Consider the following 26,389-nt stretch of genomic DNA (forward strand, 5'->3'; position numbering starts at 1 on the left):
GTCATGTTGACCGTCGTTATTCTGACCCAAAACGAGGAAGCCAATCTGCCGCGCTGTTTGGCGGGCATACCGCAGCGCTACCCCATCGTGGTTGTCGATTCCGGCAGTACCGATAACACGCTAGCGATAGCCCAAGAACGAGGCTGTGCGATTCACCGTAATCCTTGGCCGGGTTTTGCCGAACAACGCAATTTCGCCATCCGGCAGTGCGGCATAGACACGCCGTGGATTTTATTCGTCGATGCCGACGAAATCTACCCGCAAGCCTTTTACGATTGGTTTGAAGCCAAACTGTCCGAAACACATGGCATCGACGTATTGATGGTGCCGTCGGTGTTGTATCTGCGTGGAAAGCGTCTAAATCATGCGCCCGGCTATCCGATCTATCACCCTAGGCTGGTGCGCCGCGAGACTACCCGTTTTGTACGCAATCACACCGGACATGGCGAAGCGGTGTTGGATACCTGCCGTATTGGTTATTCCGAAATTCCTTACGAGCATTATTTTTATCACGGCGAAATCATTGAATGGATGCACAAACACGTCGGTAAGGCCGCACAGGAAGTGCAGTTACAACCAACAGCCGGCGCGGTGATGACCACGCGTGGTCGCTTAAGCGTATTGCTCGGGCGCTCCTGGCTCCGGGTGCTGGCGCGGTTTTGTTACCACTATTTATTGCGCGGCGGATTTTTGGACGGCGCGGCCGGTTTGGAGTTTGCGCTGATGTTTACTTGGTACGAAGCCACAATCTATCTGCAAGCAAAAGCTCGTAACTGGGCGGGGAGTGCGATATGAAAATTTCGTTGGTGTTGGCAACGCTGGGTAGGGACTGCGAAGTCTTGGATTTTATGAAGTCCTTGTTGTTTCAAACCTATAAAAACTTCGAGCTGATCGTCATCGATCAAAATCGCGACGGCAAGCTCGACGCCATTCTGGAGTCCTACCGAACGCTGATGGACATCAAGCACATCAAGGTGGATTTTACCGGCAACGCCCGGGCCAGGGATTACGGCATCGGTCTAGCGCAAGGCCGCATTGTCGCCTTTCCGGACGACGATTGCGCCTATGACAAGGATGTGTTGGAAAAAGTGGTGGCGGAATTTAATCGCCGCCAAGACCTGGCGATTCTGGTGGCGGGTTCCTACGAGTTTTCTGCCACCCGCTTCAGTATTGGTGTGAATAGCCACAAAGCCGGCTATTTCAATCGTTTCCGGATGATGGGGGTGGAATTTACCCAGTTTTTTGATTTGCAACGGGTCGATAGGCGGCAGTTTCATCTGGATCACGATTTTGGCATCGGTTCCAAATATTCGGGTGCGGAAGGTTTTGAGCTGTTGTACCGCTTGTTGCGAGCTGGCGGTAACGCATTCTACACACCGGAGATCAAGATTTTTCACGCCAACAAGGATCATTACAAGTTAGGTACCGCCAGGATGTTGATGTATTCCACCGGCATCGGCGCTTATATCCGCAAGTTTACCAATCAGCATGACGCATTCATTTGGTATTACATCGTGCGCAAGATGTTTGTCGCGCCGCTGTTAAAAATGGCCTTGGCGCTGGTCACCTTCAATCCGCAAAAACTGGCGTATTCGTTCTATAACCTGGTCGGTATCTGGCGCGGGTTTTTGGCATATGGCAAATCAGAAAAATGTATTTAAAGACTGTTTCAGGAGAAATGAAATGGATGTAGGTATTGTCACGACGCATGTGCCGCCGGCTAAAGGCTATGGCGGAGTATCGGTCACCTGTGGGGTTCTGACCAAAGCCTGGGCGGAACGCGGCCACAACATGGCGCTGGTCGCCGCCGACGAGTCGATAGACGGTCGCTTGCGTGAGGAGGATGTAAAGCTGGGCAGGCAAGTCGATGCCAGACTTTACCGGTGTTACGCTTTTCGGCGTTGGGGTTTCGGGTTGGGAGCCATTCCTAAGATTTTCAAGCTCTGCTGGCAGGCACCACGAATCTATATCCACGGTATTGCCACTTGGCCTTCGACCTTGGCGGCCGCGTTTTGCGTATTGCTGCGCCGGCCGTTTATGGTGGCAGTACACGGCGGGTTGATGCCGGAACATGTCGCGCTGATTCGGCGGCAGAAGCCGCACAAATGGTTGTTTTACAAATGGTTGACGTTTCCGACCTTGCGCCGAGCTATTGCGGTGCATTGCACCAGCGATACCGAAGCGACCGGCGTAACCGACGTGCTGGGGAAGGACGCCAGGGTTTTATTGGTGCCGAATGGCATCGACAGTCGAGAGTTTCAAGTTTCTAGCTACCCGGAAGGCGAGGGCACGCAGCTGTGCTTTCTGGGCCATGTGCAGCAAGAAAAAGGCATCAACGCGTTTATCCGGGCCTGGTTAAAAACGCGCCGGCCCAATGACCGTTTGGTTGTGGCCGGCCGCAGTGTCGATGGCGCATATTTCGAAGAGTTTCAGGCCTTGCTGGCACAGGCGCAAGGGGCTATCAGCTATAAAGGTTATCTGCCGGTCGCTGATGTCAAGCAGTTGCTGGCCGACAGTCATTTCCTGGTATTGCCATCCGGTCTGGAGGAAACTGGCGGCATGCGCGAGAACTTTGGTAATGTGGTCGCCGAAGCGATGGCGGCTGGCCGGCCGGTGCTGGTCGCGAAAGGCTTGGCTTGGGATCATTTGGCAAGCTATGGCGCGGGTTTGGTGTTTGAGCGCAACGAGGCTTCGGTCTGTGCTGTATTGCGGCAAACGCAAGTGGTCAATCAAGCGACCTGGCAAGACATGTCGCTGCGTAGCCGTGAATATGTCGAACAGCAGCTGGACCCGGTTAAACTAGGTGATAAAGTCTGGAAAGTATTGACAAAAATCGATCAAGCTAAATTGCCGCAGTCTTTGATAGAGGGTTCTTCTTATGAATAAAGTGGGTTTGATCGTGCCAACCCTGAATGCCGGCGAACTTTGGGCATCGTGGTTGCAGGCCTTCGCCGCACAAGCGCTGAAACCGGATTATTTACTGCTGATAGATTCCTCATCGACTGACCATACCGTGGCTTTGGCGATTGAAGCGGGCTTTGACGTGCAGGTAATACCCAAATCCGAGTTTAATCACGGCGGTACCCGTCAATTTGGCGTGAATCGGCTGGCGGATGCGGACATTCTGGTGTTCCTGACTCAGGACGCCCTGTTGGCTGAACCCGATGCCATCGAAAAGTTAGTGGCGGCCTTCGCTGATGAAAAAGTCGGCGCAGCTTACGGCCGGCAATTGCCGCATCGGAACGCCGGACCAATCGGCGCGCATGCTCGTTTATTCAATTATCCGCCGCAAAGCCAGTTGCGCAGTCTGCACGATAAGGCGCAATTCGGCATCAAGAATGTGTTTATTTCCAATTCTTTTGCAGCTTACCGGCGCACTGCTCTAATGGGAGTTGGCGGGTTTCCGCTGAACACCATCATGAACGAAGATACTTTTGTGGTCGGCAAGATGTTGCTAAACGGCTGGAAAGTGGCATATTGCGGGGATGCCGCCGTGTTTCATTCGCACGATTACGGGTTTTCCGACGAATTTAAGCGCTATTTCGACATCGGCGTGTTTCATGCGCATACCGCTTGGTTGCAGCAAACCTTTGGCGGAGCTTCGGGCGAAGGCCGGCGTTTTGTCGTGTCAGAGCTGAAATATCTGCTGAAAAATGCACCTTGGCTGCTACCGTCGGCATGTTTGCGCACCGGTCTGAAATGGCTGGGCTATAAAATGGGTGGGACAATGCACGCTAGAATGCCGCAGAGTGTGAACAGATGCTTTAGTTTGCATAAAGCGTATTGGGTAGGCGCTATTTCTGAAAATATCGGTAACGGCAGATCGTAACGCGATAATTTCCGGACATCGACTAAGCCAGTATTTCCGCGGAATAACGGCAAAAATGGTTCTAAAATTAATCCAATCTTCATCTAATCCTAATCTAAATTACAGTTTTTCTTCATCTTGACTCTGTAGATTCCTAACCAACATTGTGTTTTTCCGGTCCGAACCGGTTTTTTATATGAATTGTATGTAGGCGTCTCGCCAGTATGGTTCAGCGAAGATTTGGCAAAAACACACTGTTGGATGTGCATAAAGGCCAATAGGGTCTTTCACTGATAGAGCGGGGATAACAGAACCATTGTTATCAATTCTTTGAGTTTGAAGAGTAGTGCCCGGATGTTTAGGGAATTTGATTAATTACGTTATGGAGTTTCATCTTGATTTCTGAAAAGCATTCATTTGATAGTTGTTTTGAGGTTTTTTTAGCTGACACGCCTGAAAGCAAACGAATTCATTACAATCTCAGATACCAAGTCTATTGCGACGAAATGGGTTATGAGGATAAAGAAAATTTTCCGGAACAAATGGAATTCGACGAGTGGGATCGCCATTCCGTGCATTTCATGGTTCGACACAGATACACCGGGCAATGGCTGGGTGCATTACGATTGGTTTATCAGAACCAAGCCGTTTTACCTTTCGAAGCCAAATGTGTTCCCGACCAACCGATAAGCGCTCAGCAATACCAGCAATCCATAGAAATATCCCGCCTCTGCGTATTGCGAGAAGCCAGACGCTTCGCGCCAAGGGCTTTCCCGCAACAGGATGCGGATGCGGAACAAACCGCGAAGGACAGCGGAAACATCAGATATCTGCACACCATCAAAAATCAGACTCGCAGCATTATGTGGGGCTTGTACCGTGCTGCGGTCGTCTACTCGGCGCAGAACGATATTAAACAGTGGTACATATTGGTGACGCCTTCCTTGGCTTACGCGGTTAAGAAAGAGGGTTTCGAAATGCAACAAGTAGGCGGCGCTTGCGATCATCGCGGTCAGCGTATTCCTTACGCCTTGGATGTCGAGCATATTCTTGCCAATCCTTTGTGGCAAAAAGACTATCAAGTGGATTATCGCAAATATTCAGAACTGCTTGAGCAATCTGTGGCTAAGCGGCAAAGAGCCTAGGATATTGGCGCGCGATCATTCCTTTCTCAGATACCATTTTTTCTTGCATCCAAAAACGCCCAGCTTGCGCTGGCGACCCATTTAACTTTGGCTGCGCGGCTGCCTGATTGGAATACACCGACTACTGCCGGCACTGATGCCGTGAACGTTAGCTTGCAGACAGCCCTTACGTCATGCGGCAACTGCCGTCCGCGAGGCTGGGTTTTTAAACCCCTCATAAATATTTCCGGTAATCTCCCTCTTTTGAAAGTAATTACGTCGCGGCTCTTCGTTAAGTCTTTACTTGCCCAACTCTACTAACGACATATCGAGCAAGCTTAAGCTGTTTAATTTGGCGCTAGCTGAAAAGAACCAAGCTCCCCATCCCCAAACCGAAACTTAATGCCTCAGGTTAAGCCGTTCCGGGAATCTACATAAGATATAGCCCGGACATAAACGATCCATTTTGAATTTGCTTAGGCTGCCGGCCATCGTTGCAGACACTGTGCAGCAGCTTTTGGGTCGGCGTTTTTCTGTCTTATTCCAGCAGCTTACGGTAAAGTTGCAGAGTCAAACTGATATACTGGCTTTCGTCTGTCTCAGCTTAGCTATCTGCTGTTCCGGGTCGGAAGCCTACGTCATTATTATAAAAACTATATTAGCCAGGATTATTTATGGAAGCTTATTTGCCCATGATTCAAAGCATACTGTCGGATTGGTATCGATTTACGCTGGAAAACCAGGAATATGCCGGCGCTTTAGCGCTAGCCGTGTGGTTGTTGACGGCGATGTTTTACAGTATCAGGATTTATTTTTTAAAGAAAACCAATGCCATCAATTTAAAAGCGCGCCTCGCCTTACAAGCCGATTTAGAGGCAGCGCAACAGCAGCAGCAAGCCTTGCAAGAGCAATTAACCGCGAACACCGAGCAGATGGAAGCAGCCAAAACCGTTGCTGATAACGAAGCGCAACGGGCAGCCGGTCTGGAAGAAAAACTGGTACAGGCAAATCGGCAGGTGATCGACAGCGTCAAAACCTTGGTCACCAGTTTCGAATTGACCGAGCCAGTCTTACCGGCGGCTAACGATCTGCAATCGACCGATCTGTGGCCGCGATATTTCGCGCTTACCGCGCAAATTACCGAACGCTTTAAAGCCGAACAACAAGGCAAAACCGAGCTGCAACTGGCCCTGTGGGCGGAAACCTCCAAACTGGCCGAAAAAGATGCGCTATTGGGGCCTTTACAATTACGCTTGGAGTCGCAAACCGAACTGCTGAATAAACTGGAATTGGCGGTGGAAGAGCAAAAAATTCTGCGCGAGCGCGATCAAGCCAGCGCCGAGAAATTGTTGGCGGATACCATCGCAAAACATCAAGCCGAACTGGCGCGTTACGCCGATTCGGCCAAACATTCGGCGGCGCCCGCGGTGGCTCACGCGCAGCAGGTATCCCAACCGGAGCCAAAAGTAGTTATCAGCGAAGCCCCCGCCGTTATCCAGCCCTCGCCGGCTGTTGTTGCTGAACCCGTTGTGATTCAGGCGCCTGTAGAGCCGCCAAAGCCAGTGGAGCGTGAAATTGCGCAGGTTGTCGATAAGCCGAAAACTGTAGTTGCCGAGCCGGCACCGGCAAAGCAGTCGTCTGTCGATAAATTGGCCGAGAAAAGCGGCGGTTTCGGCAAGTTCAAGCAAATGTTGAATAACACCATGCAGCAGATGGCCAAGTTGGACCAAAAGCTGGGAACACAGACCGAAGTCGCTGCCGAGGCCATCCAGGAAGAGTTGGAAGAAATCGCCGCACCTATAGTGGAAGCGGCTGTCGAGCTTAAAGACAATGTGGTGGAAATCGCGGAAACTGCGGCCGAAGCGGTTAAAGAACCGGCAGCAGGCGTTGGCAGTAAGCTGAAAGGTTTGTTCGGTAAAAAATCGGCAGAGCCTGCCGTTGCGCCTGAACCGGTAGCAGCCGAACCCGAGCCAATTGCCGAAACAGCTGCCGCAGTCGAACCCGCCAAACCTGCCGGGCTAAAAGGTTTGCTCAAAAAGTGGAAATGATAGTTTCTGCTGTTTAAACATCAGCCGGGCGGGCGCTGTTTGTCCGGCTGCTTAATCTGTCTGCACATTCCAATTTAAGCCGCCACCGATTCTTGTTTTTAAACCGCAGGTATTTCAATCGAAACCCACTGTGTGCGGCAACCCGCTAAAAGCAGGCGTAGGGAATGGAGAGTTTACGAGCCGCACCAACTGCGAACGATGCTCTTCACGCTGTTCAGCTCATCATATCGGCCTAACTCATTCCCTCCAACGGTTTGGTTTGTCTCATGATCCTGGGTAGGGTACGCATCGCGTACCTTGCTTGTTAAACTTTCCAGTTGCCATGCCTATTGTGGTACGCGGTGCGTACCCTACGTGGCTATTTCTCAAAACAATCCAAACCGTTCGGTTGTCACCTTACCCAGAGTTGTCTCTACTATCGATTGGTCTTGTGAAATTTGAATGCTCTTAACCATATTATCTGGAATTTCGGTTCTCTTAGAACAAACTTTACTAGTAGAAAAAGTCGCGAGCGGGCGAAATGTCTTGCGATTATAAACAGCTATAGATGCTCGCAAGCTATTTTCCCCCACTGGTTCACACATCTCAACTGAGGCATGAATAATGTAATGCTCTGAACAAAAGCCTGGTCGCACACGATCAGTTTTATCGGTTAGAAGGACTTGCCTTCCGTCCCAATCACGTAGACCATCAATGCCGTCGATGTTCTCCTTTCCCACGTCACAGCGAAACTCTGTTTTTTCTGCTTCCAGCATCGGCTTGTCGGGAAGACCGGTTTTCTCATGGCCGATCGCTTTTAAGATTGCGGTGTCGTAACCTTTTTCGGTATATCCGCTAGGCCTCGGACAGTATTCCGGCCGTTTATCCCATATTTTTGTCAGCAAGCGCTGTTCATATAATACGGTTGAAGCGTCTTTGTCGAGTAATCTGATAATGGCCCCTTCCCGAGTTGCTTTCGCCTGAAGGATAGGATGATTCGTGCGTTGCGGATAACGGACCTTAATTAAACAAGCGAAACAATTACCCTTATACGTTATCCAATCGAAACCCTTTTCCGAATAATTAGGCAACGTTGGCAGATTTAAATAAGGTCTGTCTCCATTCACGGGCTTTAACGCTGGATCAATATCGGTAACAACCATTTCATCCGGGCTTAGGAGTGGCGTTTCAGGCCAGTTAAGTGGCACTTCGCACAATGGTGCTACGGTAAACGCCATATCATTTGTTAGATAAGTTTCGCGATCTTGTTCCGTTGCCACAGAGAATTGGTAATCGCGAATTGCCGCGATACTGAAAACACCACCAAAAACCGCTATCACACAATACTTGGCAAACTTCACAGACATCCATTGGTTTTGAATCGCAGCTGCTATAGCCATAAACGCCAAGGATACCACCCAAAGTACGGCGCCCCATCCCCAGCTTTTTACGGGTATAGTCGCTCCACTAGCTTCACTTACTATCGGCCCAGGAAAAAACGGTAAGGTAGCGGCAAAGATCAGCATAAAAATCACCGACGCCTTTGGCTGCTTCTCATTGTTGAGGGTCGATACCGCTTTAAAAAAGAAGAGATTAGCATAGGCAGCCAGCCCCAAAGCCATCCAACCGAATAACAAGCCTAGTACTAAGATTAATGCGCCATAATAGGTCTCCGTTTTAGATGCAATCGAAAAGCCGGGGAGACAAAGTGAAATCAGCCAAACTAGCACTGAAGTTCGCGTTAGTCTTTGTATAGAATTTCTATTGCGATTTGTTATGAAAGCACTAGACAGGATGAGTATTAGGAAGCCAACTATAGCCGCAAGGAATTCCGTCATATTATCGCCAAAATAGTAAGCATAAAATCTCCTTCGCTGAAAATCTTGGAAACGGAGCGTTAGCGAAGTGAAGATTTTTAGTCCCCGATAGCCGTAGCGCCGGGCGGGTTTTCGCAGCGAAGCGGAGAAAACCTGCAAGGCATCGCGACACGGCGTTAAGTCATGCGAGAGCCTAAGTTTCGACCCCTTGTTGGGTCGGAACGAGGTGACGCGGACGAATCGGGGCGCCGCAGGCATAAGCGGTCGCGTAGTTTTTGCCGATTTTTTCCTGCTGGGAAGCTCGAAAAAATCTTTCGGCAAAAATAGCGACTCCCCGAATCCTCCGTTTTCGTTTATCCAGTGTGGACAAGAACGAACAATGGGCGTTAGAGAACCGATTTGCTATAGCTTAATCGGAGGCTCGATTGTGTATTTACGTAAGCTAATCGTACAAGTTGAATGGCCGCTTATTTGCCTTTTCTTGTCATTGCAAATTAAAGCTTATCTGGCAGCAGTGGGTCGTTATGGCCGTTAGTGACTTCCAAAAAGTCAAAATCACTACCGGCATAATCTTATCGAAGTTGGTAGCCGCCGCGTCATCGGAACACGGGAGCGGGCCTAAATCGGAATAGCCAATCCGTCTAAACTTCCGGCACAAAAAAGAACGGGCTGCCTTCGTGGCCGGCATGCTGTAAGGGGGCGTATTGCGGCATTTGTTCGAAACCACCTTTTGCCGCCGAAGCCCGCACTTGATTGGCCACATCCCGGAAGATGTCGTAGTCCTCAATGATACGTTTGTTACCGCGCAATACTTTCAAAAACGCATTGGCAAAGACCGAATGGTCGCCGCCGCCTTGGTCCATAACCGGTTTCACGCCGCCGGAAGTCAGCACGGTGCGGGCTTTGCGGCTATTCATCGCCTTTAACCAACGTTCGCGCTTCGCGTCGTCCATGCCTTCCGGCAATTTTGCTACCGCCGAACCGGTCAGTGCGCCGGAGTAGCAGGAATCGGCCACCACCATAATATGTTTGGCCGGCATGATGCTCAAAAACTCGGTGATGCTTTGACTGGAGATCCAGTTGGCGCTATTGCCGGTTTCCGAATCGACCGGCAGCCAATAGGCGGTCTGACTTTTCTTGTCTATCTCGCCGTGGCCGGCGTAATAGACCAATAAGTTATCTTGTTCGGTGAGTTTTTGATTCAGTTCGTTAAACGCGGACATGATCGTGTGGCGATTGGCGTTGATCAGCAATTTGGTTTTAAAACCGTAGCGTTCGCGCAGCAGCAATTCCAGACTTTTGGCGTCGGCGATGGGTGTTTTCAAGGATGGATAAGCACCGTATTCGTTGTTGCCGATGATGATTGCATAGAATTTGCCGAACTGAATATTGCCGGAGCGTTTCAATTCGCTGCCGTTGCTGCTCGGAAACACTTCCTCGGCCGCATTGCCGGACGCCAGCAGGCGCAGGCTTAAATCGCTGCTTTGATTGCGTTTGTCGGTAGCGACGATGCGCACCAAGGTTTCGTCGCCTTTTAAACTAACGTCGGTTTCAAAACGGCCGTTGGCATCGACTTTTATCGCTTTGTCGTTCAACAATAAACGGCTCAAGCCGGTCGCCGCGTCTATTTTGCCGACGATGCGTTTGCTGCTCTCGCCCAAGCCAAATTGAATGCTGGGAATACCCCGGGTGACGGTGACGGCGGGTTCCAGTAATTCGATATTCGGACCGTTGCCCGATGCCACCAAGTTGGATGATTGTTGTTGCAATTTTTCTTTTAGCGCGGCAATTTCCTTGGCTTGCTGTTGTAAGGCCTGCTTGCGCAAATCTATTTGGTTTCTGTCCAGTTTGTCCGATGAGGTTAGCCAGCCGGTCAGTTCCGCTGATTGTTTTTGATAGGTTTCGATTTTTTCGTTGAGCTTGTTCTCGATGTCGTTGGTTTTGCTTTCAGCGGCTTTCGCACTGGGGCTTTGCTGGCGCGCCGCTTCCAGTTCGCGTTTCATGCGTTGTCTTTCCTGGCTGAGCGACTGTGTCAGACTGCCCAATTTGGCTTGCTGGTCTTTTAACTGGCTTTCTTTTTCGTGCAATTGCTTTTCCAGCGATTCAATGTCGCTGGAGCCGCTAGGCGTAACGGATTTTTGTTGTTGTAGTTTGTTACGCAAGGCTTCCAATTCATCTTGAGCCTTACGCAAACTGTCCTGTTGATCCAGGGTTTGCTGACGGGTGCTTTGCAATTGCTCTCGCAGTTGTTCTGCTTCGCGGCGTGATTCGGCTACTTCGCTGCGCAGTGTCGCTAATTCTTCGCTATTGGCAATGGCTTGGGCATTCACGGCTGGGGCGAACTGGATGCCGGCGTCCTCCAGGCCGGCCGATTTGCGATACCAACGCAACGCGGCTTCCTTGTCTTCTGTAACGCCCAGCCCTTTTTCGTAGAGATGACCCAAGTTCAACTGCGCTTGAGAGTTACCTTGGTTGGCGGCTTTTTCGTACCACTGTGCAGCGGCTTTATAGTCGGCTTGCGTACCCAGGCCTTTTTCGAAAATCTCGCCGACATAGAGTTGGGCGGCGGCATCGCCTTCCTGGGCTTTGGGTAGCCAGATATTTAAGGCGCTGGCGTAGTTGGCGCGATCATATGCGACATATTCGCCGCCGCGTACTTCGCAATCGGCGGCGGTAGTACGAATCGGCCGGCGGGCACTGAGATAGGTCATCTGCGAGCCGAGCTTGCGTACCTGTCCGGGCAGCAAGCAATCGACTACAAAAAGTTTACTGGTGTCGGCCACTATATAACCTTCGGTAGCCTTGGCCATTTCTTCCTGGCTGACGTCGCGGGCGCAGGCGGACATTAAAATGCCGCCAATTGCCAATGCCAGCGTACGGTTCAATACTCTTTGTGTAGCCATGGGGTGCCGCCTTCGAATGAATGGTTTTATCCGCCAACCATAGCAGAAATCCGCTAGCCCGCAAATGACTAGGGCAGGTGGTCCAGGCGTTTTAACATTTGCGGCCAAATAGCTTGCCAGCCATGGCTGTGATCGGCATCGACGATTTGCACGTTGCTGTTGGGACGTTGCTGTAAGGCTTGTTGGAATAATGCCGGCAGAATGTTGTTATCGCGCTGCCCCAGCAGGTGCCATTCCGCAATGCCGGGTTTGACGGCGCGCGTAGCCGGGTTTAGCGAGTCGCTCAAGCGCTGATAGCCGTGATGATCGGCCCAGATATCGATGTCGTAATTTCCCGCCAGCGTCACTACGGCGACCGTTTGCGGCAAGCGTTCGGCTATCAGTAGTGCTAACGTGCCGCCGCCGCTATGGCCGATCAATACCACTTCGCGGTAACCTTTTAGTGTGCAGAACTCTGTTAATGCTTGGGTCATAGCCGCTACCACGCGTTCGCCGTAGCGGGCGCCGGTCCACAAGCTTTGCGAGCAGCCGGAGTCGCCGGCGTGACCGTTGTAGCATGGCCGTCCCAGGTACAAAGCCGGCTCGGGGTCGGAAGCCATTAATGTCAGAACGGTAGAGGTGCGGGTAGTCGGGTCAGTGGCCGGAAACAGTCCACGTTCCCAAGGGTGGCCGTCACCTTCAAGATAAACATGCAGGCGTTTAGCGGCGGATGGTGGTAAACGGGTAAAAGATGTCAGTTTGAATCCGGCGGCTTCAGATTCTAAGGCCTGAAAGCCGAACGCCGTGGCTTGCTCATGCAGGCGCATTGCCGGTGTACTGCAAGCTGCCAGGAAAAGCAGCAGACTCAGTTTAATCAGCAAATGTAGCTGCTTGACAGGCATGAGGTAACTGCGATTTGAAATAGACCACGCTGCTGGCGAGGCTTGCGGCATGGTCCTGGTGCGCGGTCGATTGACAATCGACCCGGTTTATTAAATGGCTGGATTGTTTTAAAACGACAGCCGCAAACCGCTGGAAAACGCGTGGTTTGAAACGTTTTCCCGGTCGATGATGGTGTTGTAGGCCACGAAAGCGGACATGCCATCGGCAAATTGGCCAGCCACGTTGAATCCCAGTTGCATGAAATCGCGGTCCGGATTGTCGGAGCGGATGTTAAAGCCGGCATTGTTTTGCACGAAGCGTACGACGCTGACTTGGGCGTTATAACTGGATTCATGTACCCATTCGGCATTGACTTGCGGCACGATGACGCCCCAAGGCAAGCTCCAGGCATAGGAAGCCCTGGCGCCGGCTTTGGTCAGCATGGATTCTATGTTTTGTTTGCCGTAGCTGGTGCCGAAACTGGCGCCGCCGGATTCCCGATAGCCGTCCACTTCGGTTTTGGCATAGTCGAAACCGATATACGGTCCGACTACTACCTTGTCGATGTGGTAGTTATAACCAGCACCTAAGCTGGAAGCATACTGCATGCCTGAGGTGCTGCCTTTTGCTGAGGTGTTGAAAAAACTCATGGCCCGCTCGGATTCGTAATCGATGCCGCCAACGCTGGCCAGCGCGTCGATATAGAAATCCTGAATATTCACAGTGCTGTATACCGAGCCGGTATAGGCTGCTGTGTAGAGCTGGCCGGCGCGGTTGCTGAAATCGGCTTTGTTGTGCGCGTTATTAAAGGCCAGGCCCACAAAAAAATTATCGGTGAACGCATAATCCGCTCCGACCGTGACTCCTTGGTTGTCGAAGCTGTAACCCTGTTCGTTGGCGGAGCGGTTCCGGCTACCAAAACTGCCGTCTATGTTGCCGTATAGGCCCAGGCGTTGGAATATTTCCGGCAGCTCATCGCCGCTGGCGCCGCCAATTTTGGTGCCGCCCAGGTTGATTCCGCCCGCATTACCGGCGCGCAAGGTGGCGATGCGATCCATTACGCTACTGAAATTCGCGCGGGAGGTGGCAACGGTGGTGGCAGCAATCGTATTGATCTCTTCCGGAGTGATTTGATCGATAACGTCGGCTTTTGCTGCGGTGCCTAGGCTGGCGATTCTGGCGCAGTCGCTAATGACCGTGGAGCTGGTGGGTGAGGCGCATAAGCTGTTGATTGCCAGGGACGTGGCGCTGGCATTAGAGGTGGATTCGATAATTTGCGATTGGGAAATGACTGCGCCGCCGCTGCCGGCATAGCTAATCAATCTCGCGCTGCCCGAACCGGTGCCGGTGCCGGGAATGATCAGTCCCGAGTCGCCGACTATCAGTAACACATTGCCCGTGTCGCTGTTGATATTGGAACCCGCGATGGCGTCGGCTGACCCAAACGGGTAGTTTGCCAGCGCGACCGTATAACTGCCGGGACTCAAGGGGTAGTCGTTAATCAACGAGTTAAAATTCGGAGAAACGCCCGCCGCGCCGCAGTCTATTTGGTTACAGCCGTCGTCGTCCTGAGTGAGCACGGAGAGGCTGGTAAAGTTGCCGGTGCCGCTCAACAGGAAAATATAGGGATCTGTTGTCGGGCCGCTGGTGGCAATATCGACCAGCGTGGTCTGTGTCAGCGAAAAGGGCAGGTAGCCGACCGACCCAGTGCCGGAGCCGGTTAGATTGAATGTGCCGCTCGCGAATTCCACGCCTGCCGCGAGTGGCGACGCCAGCAGCAAAGTAACTAGCGAGCCTGCGGTTACGGATTGCCGTTTGTTCAATCGCGCAACAGCGGTTTTAGAACAGAATAGTTCAAAAAAAAACAGTGATTTCATGAGCATTTATCCGAAATAATTTTTGCAACTTATTATAGATGCATGTCGATGTTTTCAATAGTAATTAAATTTTGTTTGGAGATTCGGCATCGACCAATCGAGCTTGTTCATGCTCAATCGTGGTCAGTAAATTTCTGACGATCATTAGGCTCGGGAAGTAGCAGATGCAGTGGTGGAGCGAATTTTCCGGGCCTGGGCGTGATTTATCCCGGCCGATTTTGAGGCTGGAGGTTTTTAGATTGTAAAGGGCAATTGCAGCGACACGAACAAGCTCTTCGGCTAAAATCCTTACACTTTCCCTGACTGTTGTTTGCCATGTCCAGATTCGAGCTCGCATTGAAAGCCTTTCAGCAGGCTCAAATAGCCTATGAAGATTTGTTGGCGGTGGCGGCCGCTTTGAGCGCGGAACCAGAACAGATTTTAGATGCGGCCCGCCAATTTTTGGAAAACGAATATCGGAGCGGAAAAATTGGCGCGGATGTTTATCGCGGTTTGCAAGCTGCTATGCAAGACGAAACCCGGATTGCCGGCGAGCAAACCCAAATGGCGCCCTCGCGGGTATCCAATCAAGACGATGCGACCAGTATAGTTTCCGCGCCGGCTAAATCGGCGACGGTACTGCCGGTTTCACCCGCTACGCAAACACCTACATTGACGACCGAATCCTTATTGCAAGGTTTGGACCCCTCGCAGCCGCGCGCCGAGCTGACAGTCGGCAGCACCTTGAAAGGTCGTTTTGTGCTCGAAGAATTGCTCGGGGTGGGCGGCATGGGTATGGTGTTTAAAGCCACCGATTTGCGCAAAGTGGAGGCCTCGGATAAAGAGCCTTTCGTGGCTTTAAAGGTGCTGAACCAGGATTTTCAATTCAATCCGATGGCGCTGGTGGCCTTGCAGCGGGAGACCAAGCGCGCGCAAACCCTGTCTCACCCCAATATTATTAAAGTCTACGACTTTGACCGGGACGGCACGCACGTGTTTATGTCGATGGAGTACTTGCAGGGCAAGCCGCTCAGTCACTTGATCCGTGAGCATGTCGACAGCGGCTTACCCTTCAAAAAAGCCTGGCCTATCATCAGCGCGATGTCAGAAGCCTTGGCGCACGCGCATAAAAAAAATATCGTTCACTCCGACTTTAAACCGGGCAATGTGTTTGTCGGTGACGACGGCGAAATCCGCGTGCTGGATTTCGGGATCGCCTGCGCCATTGGCCGTAGTGAAAAAGACGGCCACGACGCGACGATATTTAATGCCCGGTCGCTGGGCGCGATGACCCCGGCCTATGCCAGTCTGGAGCAACTGCAAAATAGCGATCCCGATCCGCGCGACGATATTTATGCCTTGGCCTGTATCACTTACGAATTGTTGAGTGGCAAGCATCCGTTTGGCCGTTTGTCGGCGGAAAAAGCCATGGAAGTCAATTTGCAGCCCAAGCCCATCGCTCAGCTTAAGCGGCGGCAATGGAAAGGATTGCAAAAGGCTCTGGCCTTTAGGCAGGAGGATCGTAGCGCCAGTATCGATGAGTTTTTGACCGCCATCGGTCCGCATACCTCGGTATATTACGGCTTATGGTCAACAGCATTGTTTATCGTTTGTTTGATTGGCTTGAACGTCTATTGGACCTTAAACGAAAAACAAACAGCTACCGAAGTGGTAAAAGTTGCGGTTGAGCTCAATCCGGAGCAAAACCAAAAAATCAAAGATTTGCTGGAGTTGGCAGACATCCATTTCGATGTCGGTTATCTCACCGCGCCGACCGGTAGCAACGCGTTCTGGGCCTACCAGGAGGTTTTGAAAATCGATCCTTACAATAAAGCGGCTGTGGACGGTATCAATAAAATCGCCGATACCCTGGAACAGCAGGCGTGGGAGTTTTACGAAAAGAACGACCGCTCAGAGGCCTTGAAAAAAGTGCAAGAAGGCTTGGAAGTTAATCCTGTGCACAAGGGCTTGCAGAGTTTGCGAGATAAGCTCAGATTCAATTAGCCAATCGATTAACCTCAGATATTTCGCGGTTTGTAAGCGGATTTTTCGATCATGCGCTACCCGCTGCCATGCTAGAATTCGGCGCATTATGACTTCCTATGCGCCGATTGCCAGTGGCTTCCCAATTATTCCCAGTATCCGATGATGCAACGCCCGCGCGACTGCGGGAAATTCCTTATAACTACACTTCGTTTTCCGATCGCGAGATCGTAATTCGCCTGCTGGGCGAAGACATGTGGTGGGTGCTTGATTCGTTACGCGACGAGCGGATCACCGGGCGTTCCGCGCGGATGCTTTACGAAGTATTGGGCGACATTTGGGCTGTGCAACGCAATCCTTATCTCGAAGACGACTTGCTCGACAATGGCAAAAGGCGGCGCGCCTTGCTGCAAGCCTTGCGGCATCGTTTGGGGCAGATGGAAGGCCGACAAACTGAGTTGGAGAACCAACACGCCGAGCGGGCCGAGCGCGTGGGGCAATTGATCGCCGCGGCCCATCAGGCGGTGAATGAATTCGAAGCGCATTTCGAACGCACCGCGCAACTGCGCCGTAGCGTGCTGACGCTGCTGTCGCAATACACCCGTAAGGACAATATCAGCTTCGACGGCTTCGCCCGCGTTAGTCACGTTACCGACGCCACCGACTGGCGGGTGGAGTATCCGTTTGTGGTGCTGTACCCGACCTCCGAAGACGAAGTTGGGCATTTGGTGCGTGGCTGCATCGAGCTTGGCCTGACTATCATCCCACGCGGCGGTGGCACGGGTTACACCGGCGGCGCGGTGCCTCTCAACGCTTATTCCGCGGTGATCAATACCGAAAAGCTGTTGGCGATGGGGCCGGTGGAGCGGCATACGCTATTGCCGGGTGTGGAGTGCTCGTATGCGACGATCCATACTGGTGCTGGCGTCGTGACCCGACGGGTGATGGAAACCGCCGAACAGGCCGGCTTGGTGTTCGCCTGTGACCCAACTTCCGCGGATGCATCGTGTATCGGCGGCAATATTGCGATGAATGCCGGCGGTAAAAAAGCCGTATTGTGGGGGACTGCGTTGGACAATTTAGCGTCCTGGCGGATGGTGACGCCGGACGGCAATTGGTTGGAAGTCGAGCGCCTGAATCACAATCTGGGCAAGATCCACGAACAAGACAAAGCCGGGTTTTTGCTGAAACGTTTCGATGCCAGCGGTAAACAATTGCTGGGTGAAGAAACGCTGGAAATTTCCGGCAGCTTTTTCCGCAAGACCGGGCTGGGTAAGGATGTGACCGACAAATTTCTCGGCGGTCTGCCGGGGATTCAAAAAGAAGGTTGCGATGGCATCATTACCTCCGCGCGCTGGATTCTGCATGAAATGCCGCCGGTTAGCCGTACGTTTTGCCTGGAGTTTTTCGGGCAGGTGCGGGAAGCCGTGCCATCGATCGTCGAGATTCGCGACTACCTGGCCGGTCTGCCTAAAGAGGGCGCCGATCGGGTCATGTTGGCGGGTTTGGAGCATCTGGACGAGCGCTATGTGAAAGCAGTTGGCTATGCCACCAAAGCCAAGCGCCACGGCAGGCCGAAGATGGTGCTGATCGGCGACATCGTTGGCGACGACGAAAATCAGGTGGCCATGGCGGCGTCGGAAGTGGTGCGAATATGCAATGCGCGCGGAGCCGAGGGCTTTATTGCCGTCAATCCGGAAACCCGTAAAAAATTCTGGCTGGATCGTGGTCGGACAGCGGCGATTGCCAGACATACCAACGCCTTTAAAATCAACGAAGATGTGGTGATCCCCTTGCCGCGCATGGGCGACTATTGCGATGGTATCGAGCGTATCAATATCGAATTGTCGCTAAACAATAAATTGCGCTTGTGCAAAGCCTTAACCGAATTGCTGAGCGGCGATCTGCCGTTACGAGCCTATGAAGAAGGTGTGAACAAGTCGGAACTGCTGGACGAGCGGCGGGCTTTGGCTTTGGATGCGGTGGGCACGGTAAAAGCGCGTTGGCAATGGATATACGACAGTCTGGATTTGCCGTTGGCCGAAGCCGAAAAAGCCTTCGAGTCACAAGGTATCCAGGTCGGCGAACTGAGCAATCGCGCCGCCGAGCCGGTTCTGTTTCATCGCTTGCAGGATTACTCGCTGCGGGTGTCGTGGAAGCAGGAATTACTGCCACGCTTGCGGGAAATTTTTGAAGGCGATAATTTCCGGCCTATCGTCGAGCGCATCGAGGCTTTGCATAAAGAGGTCCTGCGCGGTCGGGTGTTCGTGGCTTTACACATGCATGCCGGTGACGGCAACGTGCATACGAATCTGCCGGTCAACTCCGATCATTACGAAATGCTGCAAGAAGCCAATGCCGCCGTGGCGCGGATCATGGCCCTGGCGCGTTCGCTGGGCGGGGCGATTTCCGGCGAGCACGGTATCGGTATCACCAAATACGAGTTTTTGACTGAAGAAGAATTGGCGGATTTTCACGCTTATAAAAACCGCATCGACCCGGAAGGCCGTTTCAATCGTGGCAAATTAATGCCGGGCGCCGACTTGCGTTCGGCTTATACCACCTCATTTAGTTTGATGGGCTTTGAATCGCTGATCATGCAGCAGAGCGACATCGGCGCGATCTCCGATTCGGTGAAGGATTGTCTGCGCTGCGGCAAATGCAAACCGGTTTGTTCGACGCATGTGCCGCCGGCCAATTTGTTGTATTCGCCGCGTAACAAAATTTTGGCGACTTCCTTATTGATCGAAGCGTTTTTGTACGAAGAACAAACCCGGCGCGGCATTTCAATTACCCATTGGAAAGAGTTCGAAGACGTCGCCGATCATTGCACGGTTTGCCACAAATGCTTCAATCCTTGCCCGGTGGATATTGATTTCGGCGATGTGTCGATGAATATGCGTAATCTGCTGCGCAAGATGGGTAAGCAAAGTTTCAATCCGGCCAAAACGATGGCCATCGCATTTTTGACCGCATCCAGCCCGAACACGGTCAAGGCCATGCGCACGGCGATGATCGATTGGACTTACAAAGTCCAGCGCATCGGCAATACGCTGTTAAAACCTTGGAGCAAAGTCCAGATCGCCCAGCCGCCGGCCACGGTCGGCAAGCCGCCGGTGCGCGAGCAGGTGATTCATTTCATGAATCGCAAAATGCCCGGAGACTTGCCGACGAAAACGGCGCGGGCGTTGCTGGACATCGAAGACGGACAAATCGTGCCCATCATTCGCGATCATGCCAAGACCCGGACCGATTCCGAAGCGGTGTTTTATTTCCCCGGCTGCGGTTCCGAGCGCTTGTTCTCACAAGTCGGCTTGGCGACGCAGGCGATGTTATATGAGATTGGCGTGCAAACCGTATTGCCGCCCGGTTATTTGTGTTGCGGCTATCCGCAACGCGCTGGCGGCCAGTTCGATAAGGCGCAGAAAATCACTACCGATAACCGCGTATTGTTTCATCGCGTGGCGAATACGCTGAATTATCTGGATATCAAAACGGTAGTGGTCAGTTGCGGTACATGCCAGGATCAATTGCAGGATTACGAATTCGAGAAAATTTTTCCCGGTTGCCGCTTGATCGATATTCACGAATATCTGCTGGAAAAAGGCGTCAGGCTGGAAGGCGTGAATGGTGCGCGTTATCTCTATCACGACCCGTGTCATAGTCCGTTTAAACAGCAAGATCCGATGAAAGTGGTCAATCAGTTGATTGGCGCGCCGGTAGCCAAATCCGAACGTTGTTGCGGCGAGTCGGGTACTTTGGCGGTGGCGCGGCCCGATATTTCCACGCAGATTCGGTTTCGTAAGGCGGAAGAATTACAGAAAGATACCGCTAAATTGCGGGCCGATGGCTACGACGGCGCGGTGAAGATGTTGACCTCCTGCCCGTCGTGCATGCAAGGTTTGCAGCGGTTCGAAGACGAGGTTGAGCAGATGGAAGTCGATTACATCGTCGTGGAAATCGCCAAACATGTATTGGGTGATAACTGGATGACCGGGTATCTGGATCGGGTCAGCAAAGGTGGTATTGAGCGGGTTTTGGTGTGATGTAGTGTTGTCGGTGGCGGCCGGCTGATTTTTCAGTCGGCTCTGCTTTCTGATTTGTCGATGATGAGGAATGTACTTGTCTTCGGACAATAAAAAAGCCGCGATAAATTGCGGCTTTTTAAATTTGGAGCGGGAAACGAGACTCGAACTCGCGACCCCGACCTTGGCAAGGTCGTGCTCTACCAACTGAGCTATTCCCGCAGAAATATAGTAATGGAGGCTGCGACCGGAATCGAACCGGTATATACGGCTTTGCAGGCCGCTGCATAACCATTTTGCTACGCAGCCTTTATAAGGACAATAAAAAAAGCCGCGATTTGCCGCGGCTTTTCAAATTTGGAGCGGGAAACGAGACTCGAACTCGCGACCCCGACCTTGGCAAGGTCGTGCTCTACCAACTGAGCTATTCCCGCTTGGCTTACTATCCTGCGTATTATAAAAAGATATTTTTTTGTGTCAACAGTTATTGCAGGTTTATTGCCGAAGTCCAGGCTTTTCGGCCTTGGCATTCGCCGGATTCAGTGATCTCTACTTCAGCCCACAGAACATTTTTATCCGTAGTATCTGCCTGAGCTTGGATCAGTTTGACAGGAGTATTAAGCGGCATGTGTTTGCACGCGCCGTCACGATCATTTTCTTCGGTATCATCGTAAGCCGCCATGGAGCCGGGGACAGCGACTAATCTGACAGTTGCATTAGGATCGTAAGTATTGGGGCTTTTCAACACGTAGTTTTGTCCGGGGACCATGGCTTTCGCTTGGTGAACCGGCAATTTGGCATCAGACCCGCCGCCCATAAACACGGCTACCACGATCAATGCAACTGCGCCGACACCGCCAAAAAATACTTTAGGGTTGGATTCTTTCAGGGCCAGCAGGTTAGCGATAATATTGCCGGCCGCATCTTTCGCCGCGGCGGCGGAATCAGAGGCTGGAGCTGTTTCCGGTTGCTTAGGCTCTTCAGCTTGATTTTGGGCTTCGGTCTCGTTGTTGTTTTCGTCAAGGCTCATGCGATGTTTCCTCTTAAGCTAGTTATTATTATGGTTAAGTGGCTAAAGTTACCACGCCGTTCGAACATTTCAAGCATTCATTTTTTAGTTATTTAGTCGTATCTTAAGGGGAACTGTAGCAAAAATGAACAAGCTGGGATAAAAAAGCTGATAGGGCTGCTGGTTTGTTGTCTTTGGATGTTGTTTGGCTATGCGATTATCGAAGTCGGCGTTGTTAGTTTAAATCCAAATTTTTTGGTTGCGGTTGTTGTGGTGCTCGGGTCTACGTTGGCTTTGTTGGCGCGGGCGCGAGCTTTGTGCCCACGCGGGGTGTGTCGGTTTGTTTGGATGATGTTTCGCTTTCGCGAGCCTTGATTTAAGGCCGGTTCTCGCACCGGCGGGCGAGATACTTTCTTTTGCTCCGCCAAAAGAAAGTATCCAAAGAAAAGGCGGCCCGGAAGCCGCTTTTCCCCTGCGTTCCTCGCTTTTGATAGGGGTTGCCGAAAGGGGCTTCCTGCCCCTTCGGCAACGTGCGGCATCCATGCCGCACCCCTAGCGGGCGATTCCTATCAAAAGCTCCGGTACTCGGCGCGGCATATGGGACAGAACCGCCCCCAAATTCATCGCTCGCTTTGGGTTTCCGCTATTGCTCCAACCAGTCTGTAGGGTGCACTAAGAACTAAAGGTCATTTAGTGGGAATACGGACGCAATATCGTTGTATATATCCTCTAATTGCCCCGCCTCTAAACCAAGAGATGCATAAAGTTTAAAATCAGCAGATTGCTCCGTCATTTCAATTTTCAAAGTGACGTGACCAAGGGATGTGGTCGCCGCAGAGAGATAGAGTTCGCCGTCGAGTGCGGACCATACCTTCTCACCTTTCCATCCTTTCCATGATTCAGCCATTTCTCGGAATAAGAGACTAGGTGGGCCCGAAAAATATGTTGTTGATTGAACTTCTCCAATGAACGGCGCGCCAGAAATCGAAGCAACAAAATCAATTGCATCGCTTGTGCTTCCCAACAGCCGAAAGCTCAATGTAGTGGAGTTATCGCATGATTTAATTGAAACAGAATTCATATTAATCGCGACGCTCTGAGTTAACCGGCTGGCCCGGCTTTATCGCGTAACCTCCTGCTAGCTCTAGTTCCGGTTAATCGTTGGGTTAGGCGTGCAAAGCCCCATGCTATAAGCCAAAAAACAATGGTGGCAAATATACTTGTAATTACCCAGCCAACTGTAGTTGGGGTAGGAAAAATGCCATCATCTATAAACATAGGCGCGCCAAATATTTGCAGCAAAAATGCAGGAATGAAAAACAAGCCCATTGTGTAAAATAAAAAGCTTGTAATGAGCGGGCCTGGGCCGATGACAAATAACCACAAGCTAGCATAACCGCTAACAAGCAAACAAAACCAAGTTAATGTTCTAAGTGAAAACATCGTTTCAAATTGCCTAACTAGTAATTTAGGATTTCTGTGTGCCTATTCCAGGCAGGTAATACAAGGTTTTAATCCTAACAGAATTGCAGAGCAGATTTGAATCCTTCGTCCCGATTCAGGAGAAAGAATACTGTTTATGCTTAGCTTCTAAGGTCTGTTTGATAAAGCCGGTTTTGGCTAAAGCGTCACCGAAATGCATTGAAATTCCTTCTTTTCGCCATCGTCAGTCAGCAATTCAACACGGTCATCCTGGTCCGGAAAAAAGAACGCCGCTTCAATGTTCAAATCTCCCAGATCGATATGCTCCAGTCGTTTCAGCTCTCCGGATCCGCTATCCCATAAATACAGCCAATGTTTCTCCAGGCGCTGTTCATTGGCATGGTAGGGGCCGGCGACGATGAGGTATTGATTGGCCTTGCGCCAGGCGATGTCGCGGATGCCTAAGCCGTCTAAATTCAACTCTATTGGCTCGGCGAAATTCGCAGCTTGCCCGTGCAGCAGTGTCAGCGGGTTGAGTAGGTGTACCAGGATGGCTTTGCCGTTTTTTAGGAAGCCGTTTTCGGTGTCGCCGCCGGCTAGCGGGTTTCTAAAGCCGATTAATAAGCCGTGCTCAGGGGTGGCCGCCAAGCCTTCTATGCTCAAGCCGCCTTTGCCTTTGGGTGGTATGCGCTCGGCTTGCTCCCAGTTATAGCGAGCAAAGCGTTTGTCCTGCTTTAGATCGTTAATTAATTGTGTGTAAATCGACCCATAACGCTGGGCGCTGAATTTGCCCGGTTCGATTTCGGTTAGATGGATGCCGAATAAGCGCCGCCTAGCCGGTCGTCCGTCGCCTTCGCTGTTGGTGCTGTGCGAGCCTATCTGTAGTGGTCTAATAAAAACGGACACCCGAATAGGTTGATAAACTATCAACCTTCAAGGTGAAACGAATGAAACGAGAAAGGCGAAGTTTTGATGCGGCGTTCAAGCTGCAAGTAGTACAAATGATCCATGAACAGGGACTCACGGTTCCTCAGGTTTGTCAGGAGCTGAAGCTGGGCGAGACTGCGGTACGTCGCTGGCTGAAGCAGGTGCAGGCCGAGCAATCCGGTCAACCGGGCATAGGTAAGCCGTTAACCCCTGACCAGCAGCGGATTCGGCAGCTGGAATTAGAAAATCGGCAACTGCGTTCGGATAACGAATTGCTAAAAAAGGTTTCGGCCTTCTTTGCCAAGGAACTGCGATGAAACACCAAGTGATTCACCAGTTAACGGCAGAGAAGGTCGTCACGGTGCAGCAGGGTTGTCAGTTACTGGGCGTCAGTCGGTCGGGATGGTATGCGGCCCAGAGACGAGCACGGCAGCCTCAAGCGCTTTGCGGCACGCGGGTTCGACTGCGCAGTCTGTTCGAAGCCACCGGTCAATGCTATGGCAGTCGTCGTCTGCGCAAGGAACTGGCGGAACAGGGAATCGAGATTGGCCGTCATCGGGTGCGCAGCCTGATGAAGGAACTCCAGATCAAGCCGATCTGGAAACCCAAGTTTGTGCATACCACCGATAGCAACCACAACCTGCCGGTGTACGAGAACGTGTTGGATCGCCAGTTTGAGCAAGCCGAGGCCAACCGAGCTTGGGTCTCGGACATTACTTACATACGGACCCTGAGCGGTTGGCTGTATCTGGCGGTGGTGTTGGATCTTTATTCGCGCAAAATCGTCGGTTGGGCCATGGCACCCAACATGCCGACAGAACTGGTCTGCACCGCCTTGCAAATCGCCATCGCCCAGCGCCGACCGCCGCCGGGCCTGATCGTCCATTCCGACCGGGGTAGTCAGTACGCCAGTCACGAATATCGGGCGTTACTGGCCCATCATGGTTTTCAGGGCAGCATGAGTCGTAAGGGCAACTGCTGGGACAATGCCGTAATGGAGCGATTCTTTCTGAATCTTAAAATGGAGCGCGTCTGGCACCGCCAGTATGCCAACCATACCGAGGCCATCCGAGACGTGACCGACTATATCGTCAATTTCTACAACAGTCGGCGCTTGCATTCGTCATTGGGCTACCTGCCGCCCAACGGCTATGAAATGAAAATGGCAGATCAACAACCTATTTTGGTGTCCGAAAAAAGTTGACCACTACAATCCAGAAATAGACATCTTCGATGCGGGCGCCGCCTTCCAGATCGATTTCCTGGTGCTTGCCGTCTTTGATTTCGCCATCGAAAACTTCTGACAGGGCAATTGCCGGCTTTAGGGTTTTTTCTGCGTGTTTGTCGAATACGCTGAGTTCGTTGTCTTCGTCGTCCGCAACGATGAAGTAACGGTCATTTAGGGCAATGGCGCCGGATACATTCGATCGGCCTTTGTAGGTTTTTATATCCATATCGGAATCGCTGGCGAAATTTTGATTTCAAGATAGGTGGCCGGTCGGCGATGCCTGAATTAATCCGGCCCTAATATTGTCGCTCCCGCGCAGGCGGGAACCCCGGTGCCACAATGGATTCCCGCTTTCGCGGGAATGATGAAGGGTTGCTGATCTGCGCTGAACTAATCTCAGGGTTTACTCGTCCGGGCTGCCGATAAAGCGATAAACCAACGCGCCTAAAACCGCGCCAATAATCGGTGCCAGCCAGAATAGCCAGAGTTGCGCCAAGGCCCAATCGCCGACGTAAACCGCCACACCCAGGCTACGGGCAGGATTGACCGAAGTATTGGTGACTGGAATGCTGATCAAATGAATCAATGTCAGGCCCAAACCAATCGCGACAGGCGCCAGGCCGGCTGGGGCGCGGGTGTCAGTGGCACCAAGGATGATCAGTAAAAACATCATGGTCATCACCACTTCGGTAATCAGTGCGGATAACAAGGAGTAGCCGCCTGGCGAATGTTCGCCGTAACCGTTGGAGGCAAATCCCGCCGCCACATCAAAGCCGGCCTTGCCGCTGGCGATTAAATACAAGACGCCGCCGGCGGCAATCGCACCGATCACCTGCGAGACGATGTAAGGCAACAATTGATTGGCTGGAAAGCGACCGCCCATCCACAAGCCAACCGACACCGCCGGATTGAGATGGCAACCGGAAATATGGCCGATGGCATAGGCCATGGTCAATACCGTTAAACCGAACGCGAGTGAAACGCCGAGCAAGCCAATGCCCACATTCGGAAACGCCGCCGCCAATACCGCACTTCCGCAGCCACCAAGAACTAACCAAAATGTCCCAAAGGACTCGGCAACATATTTTTTCATATGACTCTCCTGTGTGTTGTTATTGTTGTGCCTGTCATCGATCACTTGTTTTTGTTTAATAATCAATCGGCTAGCGCACTGTATTCTGTGTCTTTGTGTGATGTCAATCACAAAAAACGGCTAGATTCTTGCTTGGTGCTTGCTATTTTTGGCTAGCGACTCGGTTGCGTGGAAGACAGTGGGTTTTGTGGCGTCAAAAATTACCGAAGAATTAGTCCGGGCAAGTCTGTTCTGTATGGCTAATTTCCCTATTCGATGTGAAAATTAGGGTTTATCACCTTGCCTGTCATTCTTGCCGGTTTATCC

General features: G+C 51.8%; 19 protein-coding genes and 3 tRNA genes. 9 read left to right on the forward strand and 13 right to left on the reverse strand.

From position 1 onward, the window contains the following. Positions 1-3 precede the first annotated feature (3 nt). The 6 genes from G006_RS0119455 to G006_RS0119480 all read left to right on the forward strand — a co-directional run bounded on the left by G006_RS0119455 (position 4) and on the right by G006_RS0119480 (position 6,980). A complete protein-coding gene (locus tag G006_RS0119455) occupies positions 4-795 on the forward strand; it encodes a glycosyltransferase family 2 protein (protein ID WP_020484900.1) in 792 nt (263 codons plus the stop codon). Continuing rightward, positions 792-1,661, forward strand: a complete 870-nt coding sequence (locus tag G006_RS0119460; RefSeq protein ID WP_020484901.1) for a glycosyltransferase family A protein — start codon at positions 792-794, stop codon at positions 1,659-1,661. The genes G006_RS0119455 and G006_RS0119460 overlap by 4 nt, the downstream gene beginning before the upstream one ends. A 22-nt stretch (positions 1,662-1,683) precedes the next feature. Continuing rightward, positions 1,684-2,886, forward strand: coding sequence for a glycosyltransferase family 4 protein (locus G006_RS0119465; RefSeq protein ID WP_020484902.1), 1,203 nt, complete (start codon positions 1,684-1,686; stop codon positions 2,884-2,886). Further along, a complete protein-coding gene (locus G006_RS0119470; protein ID WP_020484903.1) occupies positions 2,879-3,829 on the forward strand; it encodes a glycosyltransferase in 951 nt (316 codons plus the stop codon). Before G006_RS0119465 ends, G006_RS0119470 begins: the two co-directional genes overlap by 8 nt. A 374-nt stretch (positions 3,830-4,203) precedes the next feature. Next, a complete protein-coding gene (locus tag G006_RS0119475; protein ID WP_020484904.1) occupies positions 4,204-4,953 on the forward strand; it encodes a PEP-CTERM/exosortase system-associated acyltransferase in 750 nt (249 codons plus the stop codon). A 653-nt stretch (positions 4,954-5,606) separates the two neighbouring features. After that, positions 5,607-6,980: a hypothetical protein gene (locus tag G006_RS0119480; RefSeq protein WP_020484905.1), complete on the forward strand. Its 1,374-nt coding sequence runs from the start codon at positions 5,607-5,609 to the stop codon at positions 6,978-6,980. 365 nt (positions 6,981-7,345) lie between these two features. Here G006_RS0119480 and G006_RS0119485 read toward each other — a convergent pair whose 3' ends face one another. From G006_RS0119485 to G006_RS0119500, 4 genes are all read right to left on the reverse strand, one after another. Continuing rightward, a complete protein-coding gene (locus tag G006_RS0119485) occupies positions 7,346-8,797 on the reverse strand; it encodes a hypothetical protein (protein ID WP_020484906.1) in 1,452 nt (483 codons plus the stop codon). 620 nt (positions 8,798-9,417) lie between these two features. Then, positions 9,418-11,679: a caspase family protein gene (locus G006_RS0119490; RefSeq protein ID WP_020484907.1), complete on the reverse strand. Its 2,262-nt coding sequence runs from the start codon at positions 11,677-11,679 to the stop codon at positions 9,418-9,420. Positions 11,680-11,747: 68 nt separating this feature from the next. After that, the gene (locus tag G006_RS0119495; protein ID WP_020484908.1) at positions 11,748-12,560 is read right to left on the reverse strand and encodes an alpha/beta fold hydrolase; all 813 of its coding nucleotides are present in this window, start codon (positions 12,558-12,560) and stop codon (positions 11,748-11,750) included. 108 nt (positions 12,561-12,668) lie between these two features. Then, on the reverse strand, positions 12,669-14,417 hold the full coding sequence (locus G006_RS0119500) for a DVUA0089 family protein (RefSeq protein ID WP_020484909.1): 1,749 nt from the start codon (positions 14,415-14,417) through the stop codon (positions 12,669-12,671). Positions 14,418-14,732: 315 nt separating this feature from the next. On the opposite strand from G006_RS0119500, the gene G006_RS0119505 reads away from it, so the two are divergent. Continuing rightward, entirely contained in the window at positions 14,733-16,400 is a 1,668-nt protein-coding gene (locus G006_RS0119505) for a serine/threonine-protein kinase (protein ID WP_020484910.1), read from the forward strand. Between the two features lie 98 nt (positions 16,401-16,498). Then, positions 16,499-20,425, forward strand: a complete 3,927-nt coding sequence (locus G006_RS0119510) for a DUF3683 domain-containing protein (RefSeq protein ID WP_020484911.1) — start codon at positions 16,499-16,501, stop codon at positions 20,423-20,425. 125 nt (positions 20,426-20,550) lie between these two features. Here G006_RS0119510 and G006_RS0119515 read toward each other — a convergent pair. From G006_RS0119515 to G006_RS25980, 7 genes are all read right to left on the reverse strand, one after another. Then, positions 20,551-20,626, reverse strand: a tRNA-Gly gene (locus G006_RS0119515). Positions 20,627-20,639: 13 nt separating this feature from the next. Next, positions 20,640-20,713 (reverse strand) — tRNA-Cys (locus G006_RS0119520). Between the two features lie 49 nt (positions 20,714-20,762). Beyond that, positions 20,763-20,838 (reverse strand) — tRNA-Gly (locus G006_RS0119525). A 50-nt stretch (positions 20,839-20,888) separates the two neighbouring features. Then, complete coding sequence (locus G006_RS0119530; RefSeq protein WP_020484912.1) at positions 20,889-21,434, reverse strand: hypothetical protein; 546 nt, start codon at positions 21,432-21,434, stop codon at positions 20,889-20,891. A gap of 658 nt (positions 21,435-22,092) precedes the next feature. After that, the gene (locus G006_RS28450; protein ID WP_152428974.1) at positions 22,093-22,494 is read right to left on the reverse strand and encodes a DUF6228 family protein; all 402 of its coding nucleotides are present in this window, start codon (positions 22,492-22,494) and stop codon (positions 22,093-22,095) included. A gap of 20 nt (positions 22,495-22,514) precedes the next feature. After that, entirely contained in the window at positions 22,515-22,856 is a 342-nt protein-coding gene (locus G006_RS28455; RefSeq protein ID WP_152428975.1) for a hypothetical protein, read from the reverse strand. Positions 22,857-23,033: 177 nt separating this feature from the next. Next, positions 23,034-23,741: a DUF3616 domain-containing protein gene (locus tag G006_RS25980; protein WP_020484914.1), complete on the reverse strand. Its 708-nt coding sequence runs from the start codon at positions 23,739-23,741 to the stop codon at positions 23,034-23,036. Positions 23,742-23,782: 41 nt separating this feature from the next. Here G006_RS25980 and G006_RS0119550 point away from each other — a divergent pair. After that, positions 23,783-24,966, forward strand: a protein-coding gene (locus G006_RS0119550; protein ID WP_235048809.1) for an IS3 family transposase whose coding sequence is annotated in 2 segments (ribosomal slippage) — positions 23,783-24,047 and positions 24,047-24,966 — 1,185 coding nt in all. Because the reading frame shifts where the segments join, the coding sequence is not laid out codon by codon here. Here the strand turns inward: G006_RS0119550 and G006_RS0119555 are convergent. Together G006_RS0119555 and aqpZ are read right to left on the reverse strand one after the other, a co-directional pair. After that, positions 24,941-25,216 (reverse strand): hypothetical protein, encoded by a 276-nt coding sequence (locus G006_RS0119555; protein ID WP_020484915.1) that lies wholly within the window; start codon positions 25,214-25,216, stop codon positions 24,941-24,943. The two genes, G006_RS0119550 and G006_RS0119555, sit on opposite strands and share 26 nt — an antisense overlap. Positions 25,217-25,393: 177 nt before the next feature. Then, positions 25,394-26,083: an aquaporin Z gene (gene aqpZ, locus G006_RS0119560; RefSeq protein WP_020484916.1), complete on the reverse strand. Its 690-nt coding sequence runs from the start codon at positions 26,081-26,083 to the stop codon at positions 25,394-25,396. Between the last annotated feature and the right edge of the window lie 306 nt (positions 26,084-26,389).

Source organism: Methylomonas sp. MK1 (assembly GCF_000365425.1).
Classification (GTDB): Bacteria; Pseudomonadota; Gammaproteobacteria; order Methylococcales; family Methylomonadaceae; genus Methylomonas.